Source organism: Xanthomonas hyacinthi (genome assembly GCF_009769165.1).
In the GTDB taxonomy this organism is placed as follows: domain Bacteria; phylum Pseudomonadota; class Gammaproteobacteria; order Xanthomonadales; family Xanthomonadaceae; genus Xanthomonas_A; species Xanthomonas_A hyacinthi.
The window spans coordinates 761,857-780,976 of the sequence record NZ_CP043476.1 but is presented as its reverse complement, the minus strand read 5'-3'; the positions used below and the strand labels follow the sequence as shown (position 1 = coordinate 780,976).

Here is a 19,120-nt window from a genome sequence, read left to right as displayed (position 1 = left end):
GGCGAAAACGTGGCGGCTTGCGCCGCGCCGCGCGGCGCAAGCCGGCAGCGCGCGCGCCTGGCCCGGAATCCTGGGGGGCGCTGCTCGGGCCGGGGCGATTGTGACGCGCAGCGCAAGCGGGTTAGTGTATCGGCATCCCTCATCGCGACCCTCGCTCCTTGACTCTCTTCGCTCATCACGGCCTGGAGGCGCTGCTGCAGCGTCCGGCTGCCGCAGCGCTGGCGCCCGCGCTGCGCGAGGCGTTGCTGCAGGCCTGGCATGCGCAGCCGGAACCGGCCGCGCGCGCGCCGTGGCCGGTGCTGGCCGATACGCTGGACGCGCTGGCGCTGCTGTCTGCCGACGAAGCGGCGCTGCTGGCCGCGTTGCTGTTCGACCTGCCGGGGTTGCGCGCGCAGCTGGCGCAGTTGCCGGTCGCGCCGCCGGCACGCGCGCAGGCGGTCGGTGGCCTGCTCGATGGACAGGACGCGGCCGACCAGGTCTGGGCGCTGCACGCCGGGCGCGAGGCCGGGCGCAACAGCGAGGGCCTGCGCCGGCTGCTGCTGTCGATCGTGCAGGATCTGCGCGTGGTGCCGATCCTGTTGGCGCGGCAACTGGCGAAGATGCGCGTGGCCGACAAGCTGCCCGAGGCGCAGCGCCGCGCGCTGGCGCAGCTGACCCGCGACATCCACGCGCCGCTGGCCAACCGCCTGGGCATCTGGCAGTTGAAGTGGGAACTGGAGGACCTGGCGTTCCGCCACCTGGAGCCGGACACCTACCGGCGCATCGCGCGCGAGGTGGACGAGAGCCGGGTGGCGCGCGAGCGCTACATCGAGGCGGTCAAGAAGATCCTGTCCAAGGCGCTGGGCGAGCAGGGCCTGCATGCGGAGATCAGCGGCCGGCCCAAGCACATCTACAGCATCTGGCGGAAGATGCAGAAGAAGCGGCTGGCCTTCGACCAGCTGTACGACCTGCGCGCGGTGCGGGTGATGGTCGACGACGTCGCCGCCTGCTATGCCGCGCTGGGCGTGGTGCACGCGCTGTGGGCGCCGGTGCCCAGCGAGTTCGACGACTACATCGCGCGGCCCAAGGCCAACGACTACCGCTCGCTGCACACCGCCGTGGTCGGCCCGGAAGGGCGCACGATCGAGGTGCAGATCCGCACCCACGAGATGCACGCGCAGGCCGAACTGGGCGTGGCCGCGCACTGGAAATACAAGGAAGGCGGCAAGGGCGCGGAGAAGGCGTTCGACCGCAAGATCACCTGGATGCGGCAGCTGCTGGAACAGTCGCAGGACGGCGAGCAGGGCGGGCTGGCCGGCGCGCTCGATGCCGAGCTGGTCGAGGACCGGGTCTATGCGCTGACCCCGATGGGTGAGGTGATCGATCTGCCGCAGGGCGCCACGCCGCTGGATTTCGCCTACCACGTGCACACCATGGTCGGGCACCGCTGCCGCGGCGCCAAGGTCAACAACCGCATCGTGCCGCTGACCCACAAGCTGCGCAGCGGCGACCGCGTCGAGATCCTGACCGGCAAGGAGGCCGCGCCGCGCCGCGACTGGCTGCTGCCGGCCAACGGCTACCTGGCCAGCGGCCGCTCGCGCGACAAGGTGCGTGCCTGGTTCCACAAGCTCGATCGTGTGCGCAACGTGCAGGCCGGCAAGGACCTGCTCGAACGCGAACTCAAGCGCCTGGGCCTGCAGCACGCCGACCTGCTGCCGGCGGCGAAGAAGTTCCATGCCGACGGCATCGAGGAGCTGTACATCCAGGTCGCGCTCGGCGACGTCGGCCCCAGCCAGGTCGGCCGCGCCCTGCACGAGGCCGAGCGCGCCGTGGCGCAGCCGGCCGCGCCGGCGCCGCCGCGGCCGAGCGCACGCCGCAGCGGATTGACCAAGTCCAAGTTCACCGTGCAGGGCGTGGGCAATCTGCTGGTGCAGCTGGCACGCTGCTGCCAGCCGGTCGCCGGCGAGCCGATCGCCGGCTACCTGACCCGCACCCGCGGCGTCACCGTGCACCGCATCGACTGCGCCGTCTTCGCCCGGCTCGCCGCCGGCAATCCGCAACGGGTGCTGCCGGTGGAGTGGGGCCAGGCCGGCGGCGGCTACGAGGTCGACGTGCTGGTGCGGGCGATGGACCGGCGCTGGCTGCTCAAGGACATCACCAACCTGATCGCGCAGGAGGATGCCCACGTGCTGGAGATCAACAGCGACAACGTGCGCGACAGCGGCCGCACCCAGCTGCGGCTGCGCTTGAAGGTCGGCGACTACGGCCAGCTGTCGACCCTGCTCGGCAAGCTCGACGCGCTGCCCGGCGTGGATGAGGCGCGGCGCCTGGGTTGAACGCCGGCCGCGCGGGCCGGGCGCATGCATGGTCTTGCCAGGCACGCGCGCTAAGCTTGTGCGGTGAGCACGCCGCCAGATCAGGTCAGGGACGAACCCCGGCGCCCGCCGCGGCCGGTGCCGCTGTGGCGCGATCGCCGGGTCTGGCGCTGGGCGCTGGCGGCCTTGCTGCTGGCGGCGATGGCGCTGGTGATGTTCCGCCGCCCGCTGGCCGATCTGCTGTGGCCGGAGACGCGCATCCAGCAACTGCTCGACCAGGGCAACGCCGCGTTGCGCGCCGGCCGCCTCAGCGCCGCCGACGGCAGCGGCGCGCGCGAGCGCTTCGAGGCGGCGCTGGCGCTGGACGGCGACCGCCTGCAGGCGCGCGCCGGACTCGCCGCGACCGGCCGCGCCGCGCTCGGCCAGGCGCGTGCGGCGCTGGCCGTCGGGCGCTATGCGCAGGTGCGCTCGGCGCTGGCGCTGGCGCGCGCGCTGCAGGTGCCGCGCGCCGAGGCCGACCGCATCGACGCCGTCTTGCGCCAGCGCGAGGCCGCGCATGCCGGCCTCGACCAACTGCTGCAACGGGCGGCGCAGGCGCGCCGCGAGGGCCGCCTGGATGGCGCGCCCAACGCGGCCTTGCCGCTGTACCGGCAGGTGCTGGAGTTCGCTCCGGAACGCACCGAAGCGCTGGAAGGCCGCGAGGATGCGCTGTCGGAACTGCTGCAGCGCGCGCAGGCGGCGCTGGCGCGCGGTGAGGTGGCGGCCGCCGCAGCACTGGTGGACAGCGCCCGCGCCTATGACCCCGGGCACGTCGAGCTGCCGGCGGCGCAGGCCGCGCTCAATCGCGCGCTGCAAGCCTTGCAGCGCGAGGCCGAGTCGGCCCTGCGCCGGCAGCGGCTGGACGCGGCGGCGCGCGCCTTCGCCAAGCTGCGCGCCGCCGCTCCCGATGCCGCCGGGGCGCGCGACGGCGCCGAACGCGTGGCCGCGGCGTACGCGGCGCAGGCCACGCGCGCGGCCGCCGATTTCCGTTTCGCCGAGGCTGAGCGTGCGCTGCAGAAGGGGCAGGCGGTGGCGCCCGACAACCGTGCGTTGGCCGACGCGCGGCAGGCGCTGTCGCGGGCGCGGCAGCGCCAGGCCACGCTGCATTCGCAGCTGTCGCCGGCCGAGCGCGAGCGGCGCCTGCAGGCCTTGCTGGCGGCCTTGCAGGCGGCCGAAGCGCGTGGCGACTGGCTGACCCCGCCCGGCGCCAGCGCCTACGACACCCTGCTCGCGGCGCAGGTGCTGGCGCCGCGCGATGCGCGCGTGCGCAGCGCCGAGCAGCGCGTGCTGGCGGCGCTGCGGCGCTGCTTCGACGATGAATTGCGCGGCAACCGGGTGCTGGCGGCGAGCGCGTGCTACGACGCCTGGCGCGCGCTGGCGCCGGGCGGCAACGGCGTGGCCGCGGCGCGCCGGCGTCTGGCGCAGCGCTGGCTCGCGGTCGGCGACGAGCGCCTGAGCGCCGGCGATGCCGACTTCGCGCGGCAGGCGCTGAGCCGCGCTCGCGCGATCGATCCGGCCACGCCGGAGCTGGCGGCGTTCGCGCGCCGCTTGCGCAGCCTGTCGCCTGGGCGTTGAGCGGCGTTGCGCGGGGACCTCGATTCCTGCAGGAGGGCCGTCTGGGCCTTGGGATTGGTTCCTATGGCTGTCGAAGCGCGTTGTTTCGCAGCTGTGTGTGGCGGTCGATGGCCCGAGGCCACCCGGAACCGCTCCTGCCGGGGCTGGTTGGTGCATTGCAGGCTCAGCCTGGACCGCGTCCGAAGCCGCGGCAGTTCCAAACTCCCGCGTCGCGGCTGAAGTCGCTCCTACAGGGGGCTGCGGCAGGCGTGCTGGGTGCACTGTGGGAGGGGCTTCAGCCCCGACGCGATACGGTTGAGCGGCGGCCGGTCATTCTGGCCGCTCCGAGCCTCTCCCTATGCGCTGGCCGGCAGAGACCGACAGCTGCGCAGAGCCCTAGTCCAGAAACACCTGGCGCACCGTGGCGCGCGCTGCGTCCAGCGAGAAGTGCGTGGCGATGTTGCGCAGGCCGTTGCCGGCCAGCGTGTTCCACAGCGCCTCGTCGGTGTACAGCTGCGCCAGCGCGGCGACGAACTGCGGCGCGGTCTCGGCGATCAGCACGTCCTCGCCGTGGCGCAGGTGCATGCCTTCCACCGCGCACGGTGTGGCCACCACCGGCTGGCCATGCGCCATGCTCAGGTTGACCTTGCCCTTGACCCCGGCGCCGAAGCGCAGCGGCGCCACCGCGATGCGGATGTCGTCCATGTAGGTGCCGATGTCCGGCACGTAGCCGAGCAATTCCACCCCGGGCGTGGCCGCACCGAGACGGCGGATCTCGTCGGGCAGGTCGGCGCCGATGCAGTGGAAGCGCAGCTGCGGCAGCAGCGCGCGCAGCGGCGCGAACACCTCCTGCAGGAACCAGCGCACCGCATCCGCGTTGGGCGCATGGCGGAAGCCGCCGACGAACACCAGGTCGCGACGCTGCGCCCACGGCAGGCCCGGTCCGGCAACCTCGTGCAAATTGGAAATCAGCGCGGTGCGCACCTGCGGCGCCTCGCGCTGCAGCTGTCCGCGCTCGACCCCGCTGACCAGCACGGTGACATCGACCTGGGCCATCACCTCCAGCTCGCGCGCGCGGGTGCGCTCGGCCTCGCGCAGCAGCCGCGCGTCACCGGCCAGCTCGGCGCCGCGGCGTTCGCGCAAGTAGTGCAGGTCCACGGTATCGAACAGCCGCCGCGCCTGCGGCGCGAAGCGGCGCAACAGCGGCAGGCAGGCGTGGGCGACGTGGTGGCGCACCAGCAGCACCGCATGGAAGCGCGCGCCGTGCTGCTGCAGGAACCAGCTCAGGTTCTTCAGGTACGGCGCATACCACACCTCCACGCCGAGCCGCTGCAGCGCCTCGCTGTGGCGGCTGGCGTGCGCGCGGCCGCTGGGCACCAACACCACGTGCGCGCCTTCCTGCAGCAGCAGGCGGATCAGGTTGAGCTGGCGCAGCGAGGCCGAGTCGCGATCCGGCTGCGGCAGCGCCTCGTCGAGGATCAGCACCTGGCGCTGATGGCGGTGCAGCCGTGCCGGGGTCGGCACGGTGCCGGGCGGCAACTGCTGCGCCAGCACATCGGCCCATTTGGCCGCGAACACGCCGCGGTTGCGCACCTGATAGGCCTTGATGCCGCTGCCGGTATCGGTGCCGTTGCTGGTGCCCTCGTCGTGCACCACCTGGCTCGCCGGCTGCAGCAGGGTGCGCAGTCCGGCCTTGCGCACGGCGAAGGCGAGGTCGGTGTCTTCGTAGTAGGCCGGCAGGTAGCGCGTGTCGAAACCGCCCAGCGCCAGGAAGCGTTCGCGCTCGATCGCCAGCGCCGCGCCGGCGCCGTAGTCGATGTCGCGCAGGTAGGCGTAGCGCGGGTCCTCCGGCGATTCGAAGCGGCCGTAGCTCCAGGCGCTGCCGTCGGCGAAGACCACGCCGCCGGCTTCCTGCAGGCGCCCGTCCGGGTACAGCAGTTGCGCGGTGACCAGGCCGGCCTGCGGCACCTGCGCGAAGGTGTCCAGCAGCGCATCCAGCCAGCCCGGCTGCGGCACCGTGTCGTTGTTGAGGAACACCAGGTAGCGGCCGCGCGCGCGCGCCGCGCCGTCGTTGCAGGTGGCGATGAAGCCGCCGTTGCGCGCCCGCACGTGGTAGTGCAGGCCGTGGATCTGCGGCAGCCACTGCACGGTCTCGTCGCTGCTGCCGTCGTCGATCACCAGGATTTCGCAGGCCGCCGCCGGCGGGTGCGCGGCCAACGCACGCAGGCAGGCGAGGGTATGCGCGACATGGTTGTAGACCGGGATCACGATGCTGGCCAGCGGCGCGTCGCTGGCCGGCACGGCGAAGGCGGCGAACGGCTGCGGCGCGACCGCGAACAGCGTGCGCCGCGGCGGCGGCAACGGCTGCGCATGCACCCGCAGCCGTTGCCAGGTGCTGCGCCAGCCGCGCGAGCGCAGGCTGGCCAGGCCGCGCCGCAGCAGGCCGGCAAAACGGTTCAGGGCGTAGCGCAGGTTCGCCCAGGACATCGACATCCGTTGCAACTCCAGCTTAAACAAATGGGACCCCGCGCCGCGCTGCCTGCTGGCCTGCGCTAGACTCGCCGGAATTTACATTCTCGCATCCCCGTGCCACGACGCTACGACGACGATACCGACGATCAGGACACCGACGATCTCGACAGCGGCGCCTCGCCCTGGCGCCGGCGCCTGCTCACCTGGGGCCTGGCCGCGACCGCGCTGGGCCTGGGCTTCCTGATCCCGTACACGGTCTATCTGAACAAGCAGGTGACGCAGCGCTTCGGCGAGCTGCGCTGGCAGATTCCGACCCGGGTCTACGCCCGCCCGCTGGCGCTGGCGGCGGACACGGCGATGGACGCGCAGACGCTGAAGACCGAGCTGGACGCGGCCAGCTACCGCGAGGACGCCGGCGCGCAGCGCCCCGGCAGCTACCAGCAGGACGGCAGCCGCTTCGTCATCGCCAGCCGCGGCTACATCGACGTGGATGGCCGGGTCGCGCCCCGGCGCGTGGAAGTGAGCCTGTCCGGCGGCCGCGTGGCGGCGTTGCGCGATGCGCAGACACGCAAGTCGCTGACTGTCGCGCGGCTGGATCCGGCGCGCATCGCCACCTTGTACGGGCAAAAGCAGGAAGAGCGGCGGCTGGTGCGGGTGGACGAAGTGCCCGAGCTGCTGGTCACCGGCCTGCAGGCGGTGGAAGACCGCGACTTCAACTACCACCACGGCATCGACCTCAGCGGCATGCTGCGCGCGGCGTGGGTGATGGTGCGCTCCGGCGGCAAGAGCCGGCAGGGCGCCAGCACCCTGACCCAGCAGCTGGCGCGCAGCGGCCTGCTCGGCATCGGCAAGGAACAGACGCTCACCCGCAAGTTCAACGAGATCCTTTACGCGCTGATCATGGAAGCGCGCTACGACAAGCGCACCATCCTGGAGGCCTATCTGAACCAGGTGTACCTCGGCCAGCGCGGCAGCCAGGCGATCCACGGCGTGGCCTCGGGCGCGGAATTCTGGTTCGGGCGCGAACTGGATGCGCTGCCGCCGGAACAGGTGGCGCTGCTGATCGGCCTGGTCAAGGGGCCGTCCTACTACGACCCGCGGCGCTTCCCCGAGCGCGCGCTGGACCGGCGCAACTTCGTGCTCGGCAAGCTGCGCGAGAGCGAGTTGATCGACGAACCCACCTACCGCCAGGCGCTGGCCGCGCCGTTGGGGGTGCCGGCCAGTCCGGGCCTGGTCGCGGCCAACCGCTTCCCGGCCTACGTGGACCTGGTGCGCCGCCAGCTGGCGCGCGACTACCCGGAAAGCGCGCTGCAGGGCGCCGGGCTGAGCGTGCTGACCGGCATGTCGCCGTCGGCGCAGGCCTATGCCGAAGGCGCGGTGACGCGCACCCTCACCGCGCTGGGAACCAACAAGAAGCGGCCGCCGCTGCAGGCCGGGCTGGTGCTGACCGACACCCACAACGGCGACGTGCTGGCGGTGGTTGGCAGCCGCGACGTGTCGCAGCCCGGCTTCAATCGCGCGATCGAGGCGCAGCGCCAGGTCGGTTCGCTGCTCAAGCCGTTCGTGTACCTGCTGGCGCTGGCGCAGCCGGACCACTACTCGCTGGCCAGCTGGGTCGACGATGCGCCGGTGACGGTGCAGCTCAGCCGCGGCAAGCGCTGGACCCCGGGCAATGCCGACAACCGCAGCCACGGCACGGTGCGCCTGGTCGATGCGCTGGCGCATTCGTACAACCAGGCCACGGTGCGGATCGGCATGCAGGTCGGGCCGGAGCGGGTGGCGCAGCTGATCAAGGTGCTGGCCGGGCTCGAGGCCGAGAACAATCCGTCGCTGATCCTGGGCGCGACCGACCAGAGTCCGTACGCGATGACCCAGCTGTACCAGTTCCTCGCCTCCGGCGGCGAGATCCAGCCGCTGCATGCGGTGCGCGGTGTGCTCGATCCGCAGGGCAAGCTGCTCAAGCGCTACGACAAGGCCCCGGCGCCGGCGCAGGCAGGCGATTCGGTCGCCGCCAACCTGGTCGGACTGGCGCTGCAGCAGGTGGTCAGCAACGGCACCGCGCGGCAGCTGCTCGGCGACGGCCTGGGCAAGCTGTCCCCGGCTGGCAAGACCGGCACCAGCAACGATGGCGTGGACAGCTGGTACGCCGGCTACACCGGCGATCATCTGGCGGTGATCTGGATCGGCAACGACCAGAACAAGCAGACCGGCCTGTACGGCGCCACCGGCGCGATGCGGGTGTGGTCGGGCATCTTCGCGCGGCTGCCGAGTTCGCCGCTGAAGGTGCAGGGCAAGGGCATCGACTGGCAGTGGATGGACCCGGCCGGCAGCAACAGCACCGACGCCAGCTGTCCCGGCGCGCGCCAGTTCCCGTTCGTGGTCGGCTTCGCCCCGGCGTATGCGCCGTGCGCGCCGCCGCAGGCGCTGCCCGAGCAGGCGCAGTCCGCCGATGGCGAAGAGAGCCATGGCGGCGGCTGGCGCAGCTGGTTCGGCCTGGACAAGAAGAAAGAAACGCCGCCTGCCGACGCGGCGTCCACCCCTCCGGCGCAATGATCCACGGAATGCCTGCCATGACCCGATACACCCCCACCGTTGCCATCGCCGCGCTCAGCCTGCTGCTGGCCTCCTGCGTCAGCGCGCCGCCGCCCCCGCCGCCGCGGCCGGTGGACACCACCACCCCGGCGCAGCGGCTGGCGGCGATCGAGGCCAGCGGCGGCGCCGACGACACCGAACTGAGCGTGCAGCCGCTGCGCGATCCGCAGGTCGAGGACCTGCGCGACAGCGCCAAGCGCAAGCGCGCGGCCGGCGACCTGGCCGGCGCGGCGGCGGCGCTGGACCAGGCCCTGCAACTGGTGCCGGAAGACCCGGCGCTGCTGCAGGACCGCGCCGAAGTGGCCTTGCTGCTGAAGGACGATGCGCAGGCCGAGGCCTTCGCCAGGCGCGCCATCGACCTGGGCTCGCAGACCGGCCCGCTGTGCCGGCGGCACTGGGCCACGATCGAGCAGTCGCGGCTGGCGCGCGGGCAGAAGGAGAACGCGGCGTCCGCGCATGCGCAGATCGAGCGCTGTACGGTGCCGGGGGTGAAGCGGTATTGAGGCCGCGGCGCGGGACGGCAGGATGCTGTCCCGGGGCAAATCGCTGTCGAGCGATTTGAGGGAAAAAGCGCCTTTCCCGTAGGAAAAGCGGCTTTTTTATCGGCGGCCTGTTGCCGTCGCCGCGGCAGGCTGTTCGCCATGGCGCCGATGTGCCGCCTGCATGGTGGCCAATACCCGAACCGGCGGCGTCGCTGCCATGGCACGCTGTCGGCGCCTTGCGTGCCCGATCGATCCGGATCCCTGGACCTGCGATGCGGGCATCGGCCAAGCCGCCCGATCACGCCGAGCGGCCGCGTCGTTGCGACAGGCAAAGTGCCTGCCGACGCTGTGCATCCCCCGGCGCTGGCGCAGCGCGGCGCTTCGGTGCCCGCGCCGGTCATCGTGCAGCGCGCAGCGCAGACAGCGGAAAGGCGGCTTGCGCCGCCTTCCGCGAATTGCTGCAGGCTGGCAGCGTCAGTGCGGCGAGGCGACCGACTTGGACGCGGAGGCGCCCTTCTTGTCCTTCGGGTCCGCACGCTCGGCCATCATGTTGTCGCTGCCGAAGTCGGTGTCCACGTCCAGCCAGCGCTGCGCCGGCAGGCCGATCGCACGGTCGAGGATGGTCGGCAGCAGGCCGGAGGGCAGGCCGCTCTCGCCGTTCCACAGGATCGCCACGCCCAGGTCGCGCTCCGGCACCAGCGCGACCAGGCCGCGATAGCCCTGCACCGCACCGGCATGGAAGACGACCTGGTGGCCCGAGTAATCGAAGATGCGCCAGCCCAGCGCGTAGCTGGCCGAGTTGACCCGCTCGCGGCGCCAGCCCGAGCGCATCTCGCCGGGCGTGGTGATCAGCGGCGCATGCAGGGTCGCCAGCAGCGGCGCCGGCAGCACGTCCGGCCGGTGCCCGGTCTGCGCGATCAGCCACTGCGCCATGTCGCTGATGCTGGCGTTGACGCCGGCGGCCGGGGCCAGCCGGTAGTAGGTGGGCTTGGGCATCAGCGACACCCAGCCGTTGCGGCTGCGCACGTGCGGGCGCGCCCAACGCGGGCTGGCCTGGATCCCGGCCAGGCCCATGCTGGCATCGTTCATGCCCAGCGGCTTGAAGATGCGGCGCTCCACCGACTGCTCGTAGAAGCTGCCGGAGGCGGCGAACACCACGTCGCCGATCAGGCTGAAGGCCACGTTCTGGTACGCATAGCACTCGCCGGGCGCGCACTTGAGCGGGGCGTAGGCGAGCTTGTGGCTGAGCGTGTAGTAGTCGGTGTTGGACTCGACGTCGCGGTCGTAGGCGTTGTAGGTCAGGCCGACGCGATGGCTGAGCAGGTCGGCCACGTTCAACTGGCGCGTGGCGACCGGGTCGCTGAGCTGGAAGCCGGGCACGTAGTCGGTGACCTTGCTGTCCCAGCGCAGGGTGCCGTCGTTGACCAGCAGGCCGGCCATGGTGCCGGCGAAGGCCTTGGACAGCGAGGCCAGGCGGAACACGGTGTGCGCATCGACCGGCTCGGGGCGGTTGACGTCGGTGACACCGTAGCCGCGCGCGCTGATCACCTGGCCGTTGTGCACGATCGCCACCGCCAGGCCGGGCACGCGCTCGCCGTAGGTGAGCTGCTCGGCCATCGCTTCCAGGCTGGCGACATCGAAGTCCCGGGCCAGCGGCAGCACCTTGCTGTCCGGCAGCGCGGCGCGGTACGGCAGCGGCTGGGTCGGCGAGGTGTAGCGCGTGGCCTCGGTGTAGATCGGCGGCGGCAGCGGTTGCGAGGGCGCCGGCGTCTGCGCGGTGGAGGACATCGCAAAGGGCAGCAATGCCCCGAGCAACCCGGTTGCCACCGGTCGAAGGAGCCGCTGCCTGCTGTTCTGTTTCATCGCGCGTGTGGCCTGTGAGGTGCTGCCGAAACCGATTCTAGCGCCGCTTTTCGCCATTGCACAAACCGGGAGAAGATGAATGAGCATCGTCTTGATCCTGCAGGTGATTTTGCCGGGCCGACAATGCCGGTATAAGGCGCTGTCCGCGCGGCGCTGCCGCGATGGCGCGGCGCGTGCGCAAACCCATGCAACAAACCCATGCAACCGGTGTGCCGACGCCGACGCCGACGCCGGCGCGGTCGCCGCCGGCCTGGCCTGACCCGATGCCTACGCAGTACCGCGTCGCGCCGCGGCGGGCCATGCCCCGCAGGTGCCTATGGGGTTCCGCTCCGGGCCGTCAGCGTGGCTGTGCGACCGCGCTGGGCGTGTGCGTGGCTGGGCAGGGCGCGGCGCTGGCAGGCGCGCGCGCGTTGAGGGCAGGGGGCCTGCCCGTTGCGCCGGCGGCGCCTCAGCCGGCGCGCAGCACGCTGTGGCCGCGGATCAGGTCGGCGGCGCGCTCGGCGATCATCAGCGTCGGGCCGTTGGTGTTGCCGCTGACCAGGCGCGGCATCACCGACGCATCGATCACGCGCAGTCCGTCCAGCCCGCGCAGGCGCAGCTGCGGATCGACCACCGCCTGCGCGTCGCTGCCCATCCGGCAGGTGCCGATCGGGTGGTAGATGGTCTCGGCCTTGGCGCGGATGTAGGCGATCAGGCCGGCTTCGTCCAGGTCCTCGCGTACCGGCAGCAGCGCCGCGCCGCGCCAGGGAGCGAACGCCGGCTGCTGCAGGATGCGCCGCGCCAGGCGTGCGCATTCCACCAGCATGCGCAGATCGAAGCCGTCCGGATCGCTGAGATAGTTCGCCTGGATCCGTGCCGGCGTACGCGGGTCGGCGTCGTTGAGCGACAGGCGGCCGCGGCTGCGCGGCTGCAGGTGGCAGGCGTGCAGGGTGAAGCCGTCGCCGGGCAGCCGGTTGCGGCCGTGGTCGTCGAGCATCGCCGGCACGAAATGCAGCTGGATGTCGGCGCGCGCGTCCGGCGCCTGCGGCGAGCGGATGAAACCGCCGGCCTCGGCGATGTTGCTGCTGCCGGCGCCGCGGTGGCCGCGCAGGAAATAGTCGACGGCGATCTTCAGCTGGTTGCGGCGGTCGTAGCTGATGCCCGGGCGGGTGCGGTACAGCGTGCACACGTCCAGATGGTCCTGCAGGTTGGCGCCGACCTGTGGCTGATCCAGGCGCACGGTAATGCCGTGGCGCTGCAGTTCGTCGGCCGGGCCGATGCCCGAGAGCATCAGCAGCTGCGGCGAGTTCACCGCGCCGGCGCTGAGCAGCACCTCGCGCGCGGCCCGCGCCTGCACTTCGGCGCCGCGCTGCGCGTAGGCCACGCCGACCACGCGCTCGCCTTCGAGCAGCAGGCGCAGCACCAGCGCGTCGGTGATCACCTGCAGGTTGGCGCGCGCCTGCGCCGGCGCCAGGTAGGCGACCGCCGCCGAGCAGCGCGCGCCGTCCTTCTGGGTGACCTGGTACAGGCCCACGCCTTGTTGCTGCGGGCCGTTGAAATCGCGGTTGTGGGCGAAGCCGGCCTGCTCTCCGGCAGCGATGAACACGTCCGAGAGCGGGTTGTGGTAACGCAGATCGGACACGTGCAGCGGCCCGTCGCCGCCGTGCAGCGCATCGCCGCCGCGGCTGTTGCGTTCGCTGCGGCGGAAATAGGGCAGCACGCCGCGCCAGTCCCAGCCCTCGGCGCCGGCGGCGGCCCAGTCGTCGTAGTCGGCGGGCACGCCGCGCACGTAGCACATCGCGTTGATCGAACTGGAGCCGCCCAGCACCTTGCCGCGCGGCCACCACAGGCGCCGATCGTTCAAGGCCGGCTCCGGCGCGGTGAGGTAGTTCCAGTTGATGCGGCGGTTGCCGGCCAGCCGCGCCAGTCCCGCCGGCATGTGGATGAAGGGATTGCGGTCGCGCGGCCCGGCCTCGATCAGCAGTACCTTGCAGTCGCGATCCTCGCTGAGCCGATTGGCCAATACGCAGCCTGCCGAGCCTGCGCCGATGATGATGTAGTCGTACACCCGCCGCTCCCCTCTTTCGTGGCGCCGACGCTAGACGCCGCGGATAGAGCATATGCTCGGCGCGCGCTGCGGCGTGCAGATGCCGCGATGAGCGCGGGACTGCGCGCGGCGGCGGCGCTGGCGATGTTGCAGTGCATCGGCTACCGTGCGCGCAACCACCCGGCGAACGGCAGGCCGATGCAAGCGGAAAACAAGCGCGTCCAGACCGGCGAGCTGCGCGCGGTGCTGCTGTCCTTCGTCTATTTCTTCTGCGTGCTGGCGGCGTACTACGTGATCCGGCCGGTGCGCGAACAGCTGTCCGCGGCGGTCGGCTCGACCCAGCTGCCCTGGTTCTACATGGCGATCTTCGTCGCCACGCTGCTGCTGACCCCGCTGTTCGCGTGGATGGCGGCGCGCTGGCCGCGGCGGATCGTGGTGCCGGCGGTGTACGTGTTCTTCGCGCTGTGCCTGCTCGGCTTCGTGCCGCTGTTCAGCGGCCAGGGCGGACTCAGTCCGCGCGTGCTGGGCATCGTGTTCTTCGTCTGGGTCAGCGTGTTCAACCTGTTCGTGGTGTCGGTGTTCTGGAGCTTCATGGCCGACATCTGGAGCAGCGAACAGGCGCGGCGGCTGTTCCCGCTGATCGGCCTGGGCGGCACCGCCGGCGCGGTGGCCGGGCCGCTGCTGACCCGCGGGCTGGTCGGGGTGATCGGCGTGGCGCCGCTGCTGCTGGTGTCGGCGGCGCTGCTCGGCGTGGCGCTGGTCTGCGTGATCCTGCTCGGGCGCTGGGCGCGGGTGCATGGCGCGCGCCGCCACGATGCCGGCCACGAGGCGGCGGTCGGCGGCGGCATGTTCGACGGCCTCAAGCAGATCCTGGCCAATCCGTTCATGCGCGGCATGGCGCTGCTGATGCTGCTGGGCGATTGCATCGGCACGGCCGGCTATGCGCTGATGACCGATTACTCCGGCGCCACCTTCCACAACGCGGTCGAGCGCACCCAGTTCGCCGCCAACATCGATACGCTGACCAATGTGCTGCAGGTCGCCGTGCAGCTCAGCGTGACCCGCTGGCTGCTGATGAAGAAGGGCGCCGGCGCGGTGATCGCGCTGTGGGCGCTGATCAGCGTGGCCACGCTGCTGGCCACCGCGTTGTCGCCGGATCCCTACGCGCTGGCGGTGTGGGTCGTGCCGTGGGTGGTGCTGCCGGTGGTGATCACCCGGTCGCTGACCTACGGCATGGTCGGCCCGGCGCGCGAATCGCTGTACACGCGGGTGCCGCGGCAGCTGCGCTACCAGGGCAAGAATGCGGTGGATACGGCGGTGTGGCGTGCCGGCGACGTGGCCGTGACCTCGGCGATGAACGGCCTGCGCGCGCTGGGCATGGGCGTGCCCGGTTTCGCCGCGCTGGCGGCGCTGGCGGCGACGCTTTCCGGCGTCATCGGCTGGCGCCTGGCGCGTGCGGTCGAAAGCGCTGCGCCTGCGGCAGCGACGGAGGCAGCGCCGACGCGCTGAGCCTGCGCGCAGGCCGCGCAGCCTCGGTGCCGGCCACTGCGGCAACCGTTATGCTGCGCATTCTGTTTTGCCGATGGACGCGCGCATGACCCTGCTGGCCTCGAGCCTGGTATGCCTGGTGGCGTTGCTGCACGTCTACATCCTGGTGCTGGAGATGTTCCTGTGGACGCGGCCGCTGGGCATGAAGGCGTTTCGCAACACGCCGGACAAGGCGCAGCTGACCAAGGTGCTGGCGGCCAACCAGGGCCTGTACAACGGCTTCCTCGCCGCCGGCCTGGGCTGGGGCGTGGCGGCGCAGCGCGTCGACCTGATGCTGTTCTTCCCGGGCTGCGTGGTGGTGGCCGGGCTGTACGGCGCGTGGAGCGTCAGCCGCCGGATCCTGTTCGTGCAGGCAGTGCCGGCGGCGCTGGCGATCGCGGCGGTGCTGCTGGCCTATTGAACGCCACGGCTGCGGCGTCGTGCCGCATGCGACCGCTGGGGTTGCACCGGTGCGCGTGGGCGACGGCACCCGAATGGCGATGCGAGCAACTGCATGGTCCGGGATCGCGCTGAATCCGGATTTCCGCGCTGACCGCGGCCGCGATCGCAATGTCCTTCGCCCATGTCCGGGATGCCCGGCGCGCACCGTTGCGACCACATCGACCGGCGCAACCACCGCAGGCGGCGCATGGCATGTCCCGCAAACCACGACGGCGGACCGACGTCCGCCGTCGTGGTGAGTGTGCTGCCGGCGTGGATGGTGCCGGTGTGGAGCAGGCCGGCCTGGATCAGGCCGCCTCGCGCGAATGGTCGTTGCCGCTCGCGGCACGCTGGTAGTAGCTGGCCGAGCGCAGTTCGTCGGCGTCGAAGTCGTCCACGCTGATCGTGTCCATGGTGATCTCGCGCAGTTCCTCCAGCTGGCGGCGCTCGTCGGCCGAGAGCACGCCTTCGCGCACCGCCTCGTCCAGCTGCGAGGCGAAGTCCAGCGCCTCGATGCCCTTGCTCTTGAGCGCCTTCAGGAACTTGCGCTCGACCGGCTCGGCCAGCACCGCCTTGGTCAGGTAGCTGGCGATGCGGCCGCCCGGGTTGTTCTCGCACGGAGTCAGGAACACGCCCTGGCCGAGGCGGTCGCGGGCTTCGTTCGGGGTCATCAGCAGTGCCGCGACGCGGTGGCCCAGGCGGTCGCCCGGGGCTTCGGCGCGGCGGCCCCACGGGAAGATCAGCGCCCACATCAGCCAGCCCACCGGACGGATCGGGAAGTTGCGCAGCGCCGCCGACAGCGCCAGTTCGATCTTGTGCACGCTGTCGTGGAACGCCCACGCCAGCAGCGGCTGGTCGGTCGCCGGCGCGCCGTCGTCGTGGTAGCGCTTGAGCATCGCGCTGGTCATGTAGATGTGGCTCAGCACGTCGCCCAGGCGCCCGGACAGCGATTCCTTGAACTTGAGCTTGCCGCCGAGCATCAGCATCGACACGTCGGCCATCAATGCCAGGTTCGCCGAGTAGCGGTCCAGCTTGCGGAAGAAGCGGCGGGTGTAGGCGTCGCCAGGCGCGGCGCCGATGCGCGCGGCGGTCAGGCCGAACCACAGCGAGCGCACTGCGTTGGAGATCGCAAAGCCGATGTGGCCGAACAGGTTGCGGTCGAACTCGTCGACGCCGGCCTTGCGGTCCGGATTGCCGGCGGCCTTCATTTCCTTCATCACCCACGGATGGCACAGGATCGCGCCCTGGCCGAAGATCAGCAGGCTGCGGGTCATGATGTTGGCGCCTTCCACGGTGATTGCGATCGGCGCCGCCTGCCAGCTGCGGCCGGCGAAATTGCGCGGGCCGAGGATGATGCCCTTGCCGCCGACCACGTCCATCACGTCGCTGATGACTTCGCGGCTCATCGAGGTGCAGTGGTACTTGGCGATCGCCGACGGCACCGACGGCACGTCGCCGCGGTCCACCGCCGCGGCGGTGGCCTGCGACAGCGCGCTGATCGCATAGGCCTTGCCGCCGATCCGCGCCAGCGCCTCTTCCACGCCCTCGAAGCGGCCGACCGACAGGCCGAACTGCTTGCGGATGCGCGCGTAGGCGCCGGTGACGATGGCGCCGTACTTGGCGCCGCCGCTGGCGGTGGAAGGCAGGGTGATCGAGCGGCCCACGGCCAGGCACTCGTTGAGCATGTTCCAGCCCTTGCCGACCATGTCCACGCCGCCGATCAGCTGGCTGAGCGGGATGAACACCTCGCGGCCGTGGATCGGGCCGTTCTGGAACGGCGAGTTCAGCGGGAAGTGGCGGCGGCCGATTTCAACGCCTGGGGTCTCGCGCGGCAGCAGCGCCAGGGTGATGCCGATGTCCTTGGTGTCGCCGATCAGCCCGTCCGGGTCGTACATGCGGAACGCCAGGCCGACCAGCGTCGCCACCGGCGCCAGGGTGATGTAGCGCTTGTCGAAGGTCAGCTTGACGCCGAGCACGTTGGCGCCGTTCCACTCGCCCTTGCAGACGATGCCGTAGTCGGGGATCGAGGTCGCGTCGGAGCCGGCGAACGGGCCGGTCAGGCCGAAGCACGGCACTTCCTGGCCCACCGCCAGGCGCGGCAGGTAGTAGTCCTTCTGCTCCTTGGAGCCGTAGTGCAGCAGCAGTTCGCCCGGGCCCAGCGAGTTCGGCACGCCGACGGTGGAGCTGACCACGCTCGACACCGAGGCGATCTTCTGGATCACCTTGTGGTGGGCCAGCGCGGAGAAGCCCAGGCCGCCGTATTCCTTCGGAATGATCATGCCGAAGAACTTGTGCTTCTTGACGAAGCTCCACAGCTCCGGCGGCAGGTCGGCGTGGACGTGGGTGATTTCCCAGTCGTTGGTCATCCGGCACAGCTCTTCCACCGGGCCGTCGAGGAAGGCCTGCTCCTCGGCGGTCAGCTGCGGCTTCGGGTAGTCGAGCAGCTTCTGCCAGTCCGGGTCGCCGGTGAACAGCTCGCCTTCGAAACCGACCGAACCGGTTTCCAGCGCGATCCGCTCTGTCTGCGACAGCGGCGGCAGCACCTTGCGGAATACCTTCAGCATTGGCGCGGTGAGCAGCGGCTTGCGCACGAACGGCAGCAGCAGCGGCACCGCGACCAGCGCCAGCAGCACCGCGGCGACGATGCTGGCGGTGTGGCTGGCGCCGAACAGCCGGCACGCGACCAGCAGCGTGGCGCTCAGCGCGGCCCAGACGGCGAGCCGCATGCGGTGATAGGCGGCGAAGGCGCCTGCCAGCAACAACACAAGGAAGGGGGCGACGATGCTCATGGGCTTGCTCCGGGGACGTGCTCGGTGACGGCGGACGGTGCGCCGGCGCTAGCCGGTGGCAGTGCGTCCAGATAGTGCAACACAGTGGCGGTAAATGCGCCGTTGTCGTCGCCGGCCAGCATATGCGTGGCATCGGGCAGCTGCGCGTGCTGCGCATGCGGCACCAGCGACAGGAACTCGGATATCGTCTGCGGCGTGACCAGGTCGCTGCGCCCGCCGCTGATCAGCAGCAGCGGGCAGCGCACGTTGCGCGCGGCCTGGGCGATGGTGTCCTGGTGCTGTTCGCTGTCGCGCGCCAGCTCCTCGACCAGGCGCGGATCCCAGTGCCAGTACCAGCGCCGGTCGTCGTGCTGGCGCAGCACGCTGCGCAAGGCACCGGCGGATTTGCGCGAGCGCTGCGGCAGATAGGCGGCGATGGCATCGCCGGCGTCGTCCAGGCTGGCGAAGCCGTGCGGATGCGCGGTCATGAAGGCGAGGATGCGTTCGACCCCGGCCGGCTGCCAGCGCGGGGTGATGTCGACCAGCACCATCGCGCGGAACAGGCTCGGCCAGCGCGCCTCGGCCATCAGCCCGAACAGCCCGCCCATCGAGGCGGCCACCAGCACCGGCGCCGGCGCCATCTCGCCGGCGACCACGATCAGGTCGTCGGTGAATTGTTCGCCGCGGTACGCCAGGCCGGCAGGATTGCGCGCGGAGTCGCCATGCCCGCGCGCGTCGTAGGCGACGCTGCGGTAGCCATGCGCCTGCAACGCCGCGGCGCTGGCCAGCCACGCATGCCGGGTCTGCCCGAAGCCATGCGCGAACAGCACGCTGCCCGCCTCGCCGGAGGCCATGACGGTCGCCGCCAGCCGCATATCGTCCGCGCCGGCGAGCAGGGCGGAGGCAGCAGCAGTCGGCATGCTGGAAGGAGAGGAAACCATACGAGCTAGTATGGAGGAGTCGTCAGTGATGTCAATACGATGCAGTATGGAAACGAAAAGCCAATGCTGCCGGGCATTTGCGTGCGATTCATGGGGGGCACATACTGCAATCGACTGCCCC

General features: G+C 71.3%; 12 protein-coding genes. 7 read left to right on the top strand and 5 right to left on the bottom strand.

What is annotated here, in order from left to right; genetic code table 11:
• Positions 1-158 precede the first annotated feature (158 nt).
• Both FZ025_RS03590 and FZ025_RS03585 read left to right on the top strand, forming a co-directional pair.
• The gene (locus tag FZ025_RS03590) at positions 159-2,315 is read left to right on the top strand and encodes a RelA/SpoT family protein (RefSeq protein ID WP_104557629.1); all 2,157 of its coding nucleotides are present in this window, start codon (positions 159-161) and stop codon (positions 2,313-2,315) included.
• A 180-nt stretch (positions 2,316-2,495) separates the two neighbouring features.
• Positions 2,496-3,908, top strand: a complete 1,413-nt coding sequence (locus FZ025_RS03585; protein ID WP_104557827.1) for a hypothetical protein — start codon at positions 2,496-2,498, stop codon at positions 3,906-3,908.
• Between the two features lie 375 nt (positions 3,909-4,283).
• Here the strand turns inward: FZ025_RS03585 and FZ025_RS03580 are convergent, their stop codons facing one another.
• Positions 4,284-6,380: a glycosyltransferase gene (locus FZ025_RS03580; protein WP_046977276.1), complete on the bottom strand. Its 2,097-nt coding sequence runs from the start codon at positions 6,378-6,380 to the stop codon at positions 4,284-4,286.
• 93 nt (positions 6,381-6,473) lie between these two features.
• Between FZ025_RS03580 and mrcB the strand changes: the two genes are divergently transcribed.
• Together mrcB and FZ025_RS03570 are read left to right on the top strand one after the other, a co-directional pair.
• Positions 6,474-8,912: a penicillin-binding protein 1B gene (gene mrcB, locus FZ025_RS03575; RefSeq protein ID WP_046977277.1), complete on the top strand. Its 2,439-nt coding sequence runs from the start codon at positions 6,474-6,476 to the stop codon at positions 8,910-8,912.
• 17 nt (positions 8,913-8,929) lie between these two features.
• Positions 8,930-9,454, top strand: coding sequence for a tetratricopeptide repeat protein (locus FZ025_RS03570; protein ID WP_046977278.1), 525 nt, complete (start codon positions 8,930-8,932; stop codon positions 9,452-9,454).
• 453 nt (positions 9,455-9,907) lie between these two features.
• Here the strand turns inward: FZ025_RS03570 and FZ025_RS03565 are convergent, their stop codons facing one another.
• Positions 9,908-11,296, bottom strand: coding sequence for a serine hydrolase domain-containing protein (locus FZ025_RS03565; RefSeq protein ID WP_046977279.1), 1,389 nt, complete (start codon positions 11,294-11,296; stop codon positions 9,908-9,910).
• A 79-nt stretch (positions 11,297-11,375) separates the two neighbouring features.
• Here FZ025_RS03565 and FZ025_RS03560 point away from each other — a divergent pair, with 79 nt between their 5' ends.
• Positions 11,376-11,555 carry a hypothetical protein gene (locus tag FZ025_RS03560; RefSeq protein ID WP_046977280.1) on the top strand — a complete coding sequence of 60 codons (180 nt, stop codon included), beginning with the start codon at positions 11,376-11,378 and terminating at the stop codon, positions 11,553-11,555.
• A 189-nt stretch (positions 11,556-11,744) separates the two neighbouring features.
• Here FZ025_RS03560 and FZ025_RS03555 read toward each other — a convergent pair whose 3' ends face one another.
• The gene (locus FZ025_RS03555) at positions 11,745-13,343 is read right to left on the bottom strand and encodes a GMC family oxidoreductase (RefSeq protein ID WP_046977281.1); all 1,599 of its coding nucleotides are present in this window, start codon (positions 13,341-13,343) and stop codon (positions 11,745-11,747) included.
• Positions 13,344-13,430: 87 nt separating this feature from the next.
• Here FZ025_RS03555 and FZ025_RS03550 point away from each other — a divergent pair, with 87 nt between their 5' ends.
• Together FZ025_RS03550 and FZ025_RS03545 are read left to right on the top strand one after the other, a co-directional pair.
• Positions 13,431-14,831, top strand: coding sequence for an NTP/NDP exchange transporter (locus FZ025_RS03550; RefSeq protein ID WP_208803737.1), 1,401 nt, complete (start codon positions 13,431-13,433; stop codon positions 14,829-14,831).
• Positions 14,832-14,916: 85 nt separating this feature from the next.
• Positions 14,917-15,270, top strand: coding sequence for a DUF1304 domain-containing protein (locus FZ025_RS03545; protein WP_046977294.1), 354 nt, complete (start codon positions 14,917-14,919; stop codon positions 15,268-15,270).
• Between the two features lie 328 nt (positions 15,271-15,598).
• On the opposite strand, the gene FZ025_RS03540 is transcribed toward FZ025_RS03545, so the two are convergent.
• Complete coding sequence (locus tag FZ025_RS03540; RefSeq protein WP_046977282.1) at positions 15,599-18,079, bottom strand: acyl-CoA dehydrogenase; 2,481 nt, start codon at positions 18,077-18,079, stop codon at positions 15,599-15,601.
• Positions 18,076-18,999 carry an alpha/beta fold hydrolase gene (locus FZ025_RS03535; protein ID WP_046977283.1) on the bottom strand — a complete coding sequence of 308 codons (924 nt, stop codon included), beginning with the start codon at positions 18,997-18,999 and terminating at the stop codon, positions 18,076-18,078. Before FZ025_RS03535 ends, FZ025_RS03540 begins: the two co-directional genes overlap by 4 nt.
• Positions 19,000-19,120 lie beyond the last annotated feature (121 nt).

What these genes read in the sequence shown, in the direction of transcription:
- FZ025_RS03585 (WP_104557827.1), top strand. Translation starts at nt 2,496, where the DNA reads ATGGCGCTGGTGATGTTCCGCCGCCCGCTGGCCGATCTGCTGTGGCCG.
- FZ025_RS03580 (WP_046977276.1), bottom strand. Translation starts at nt 6,380, where the DNA reads ATGTCGATGTCCTGGGCGAACCTGCGCTACGCCCTGAACCGTTTTGCC.
- FZ025_RS03570 (WP_046977278.1), top strand. Translation starts at nt 8,930, where the DNA reads ATGACCCGATACACCCCCACCGTTGCCATCGCCGCGCTCAGCCTGCTG.
- FZ025_RS03565 (WP_046977279.1), bottom strand. Translation starts at nt 11,296, where the DNA reads ATGAAACAGAACAGCAGGCAGCGGCTCCTTCGACCGGTGGCAACCGGG.
- FZ025_RS03560 (WP_046977280.1), top strand. Translation starts at nt 11,376, where the DNA reads ATGAGCATCGTCTTGATCCTGCAGGTGATTTTGCCGGGCCGACAATGC.
- FZ025_RS03550 (WP_208803737.1), top strand. Translation starts at nt 13,431, where the DNA reads ATGAGCGCGGGACTGCGCGCGGCGGCGGCGCTGGCGATGTTGCAGTGC.
- FZ025_RS03545 (WP_046977294.1), top strand. Translation starts at nt 14,917, where the DNA reads ATGACCCTGCTGGCCTCGAGCCTGGTATGCCTGGTGGCGTTGCTGCAC.
- FZ025_RS03540 (WP_046977282.1), bottom strand. Translation starts at nt 18,079, where the DNA reads ATGAGCATCGTCGCCCCCTTCCTTGTGTTGTTGCTGGCAGGCGCCTTC.
- FZ025_RS03535 (WP_046977283.1), bottom strand. Translation starts at nt 18,999, where the DNA reads ATGGTTTCCTCTCCTTCCAGCATGCCGACTGCTGCTGCCTCCGCCCTG.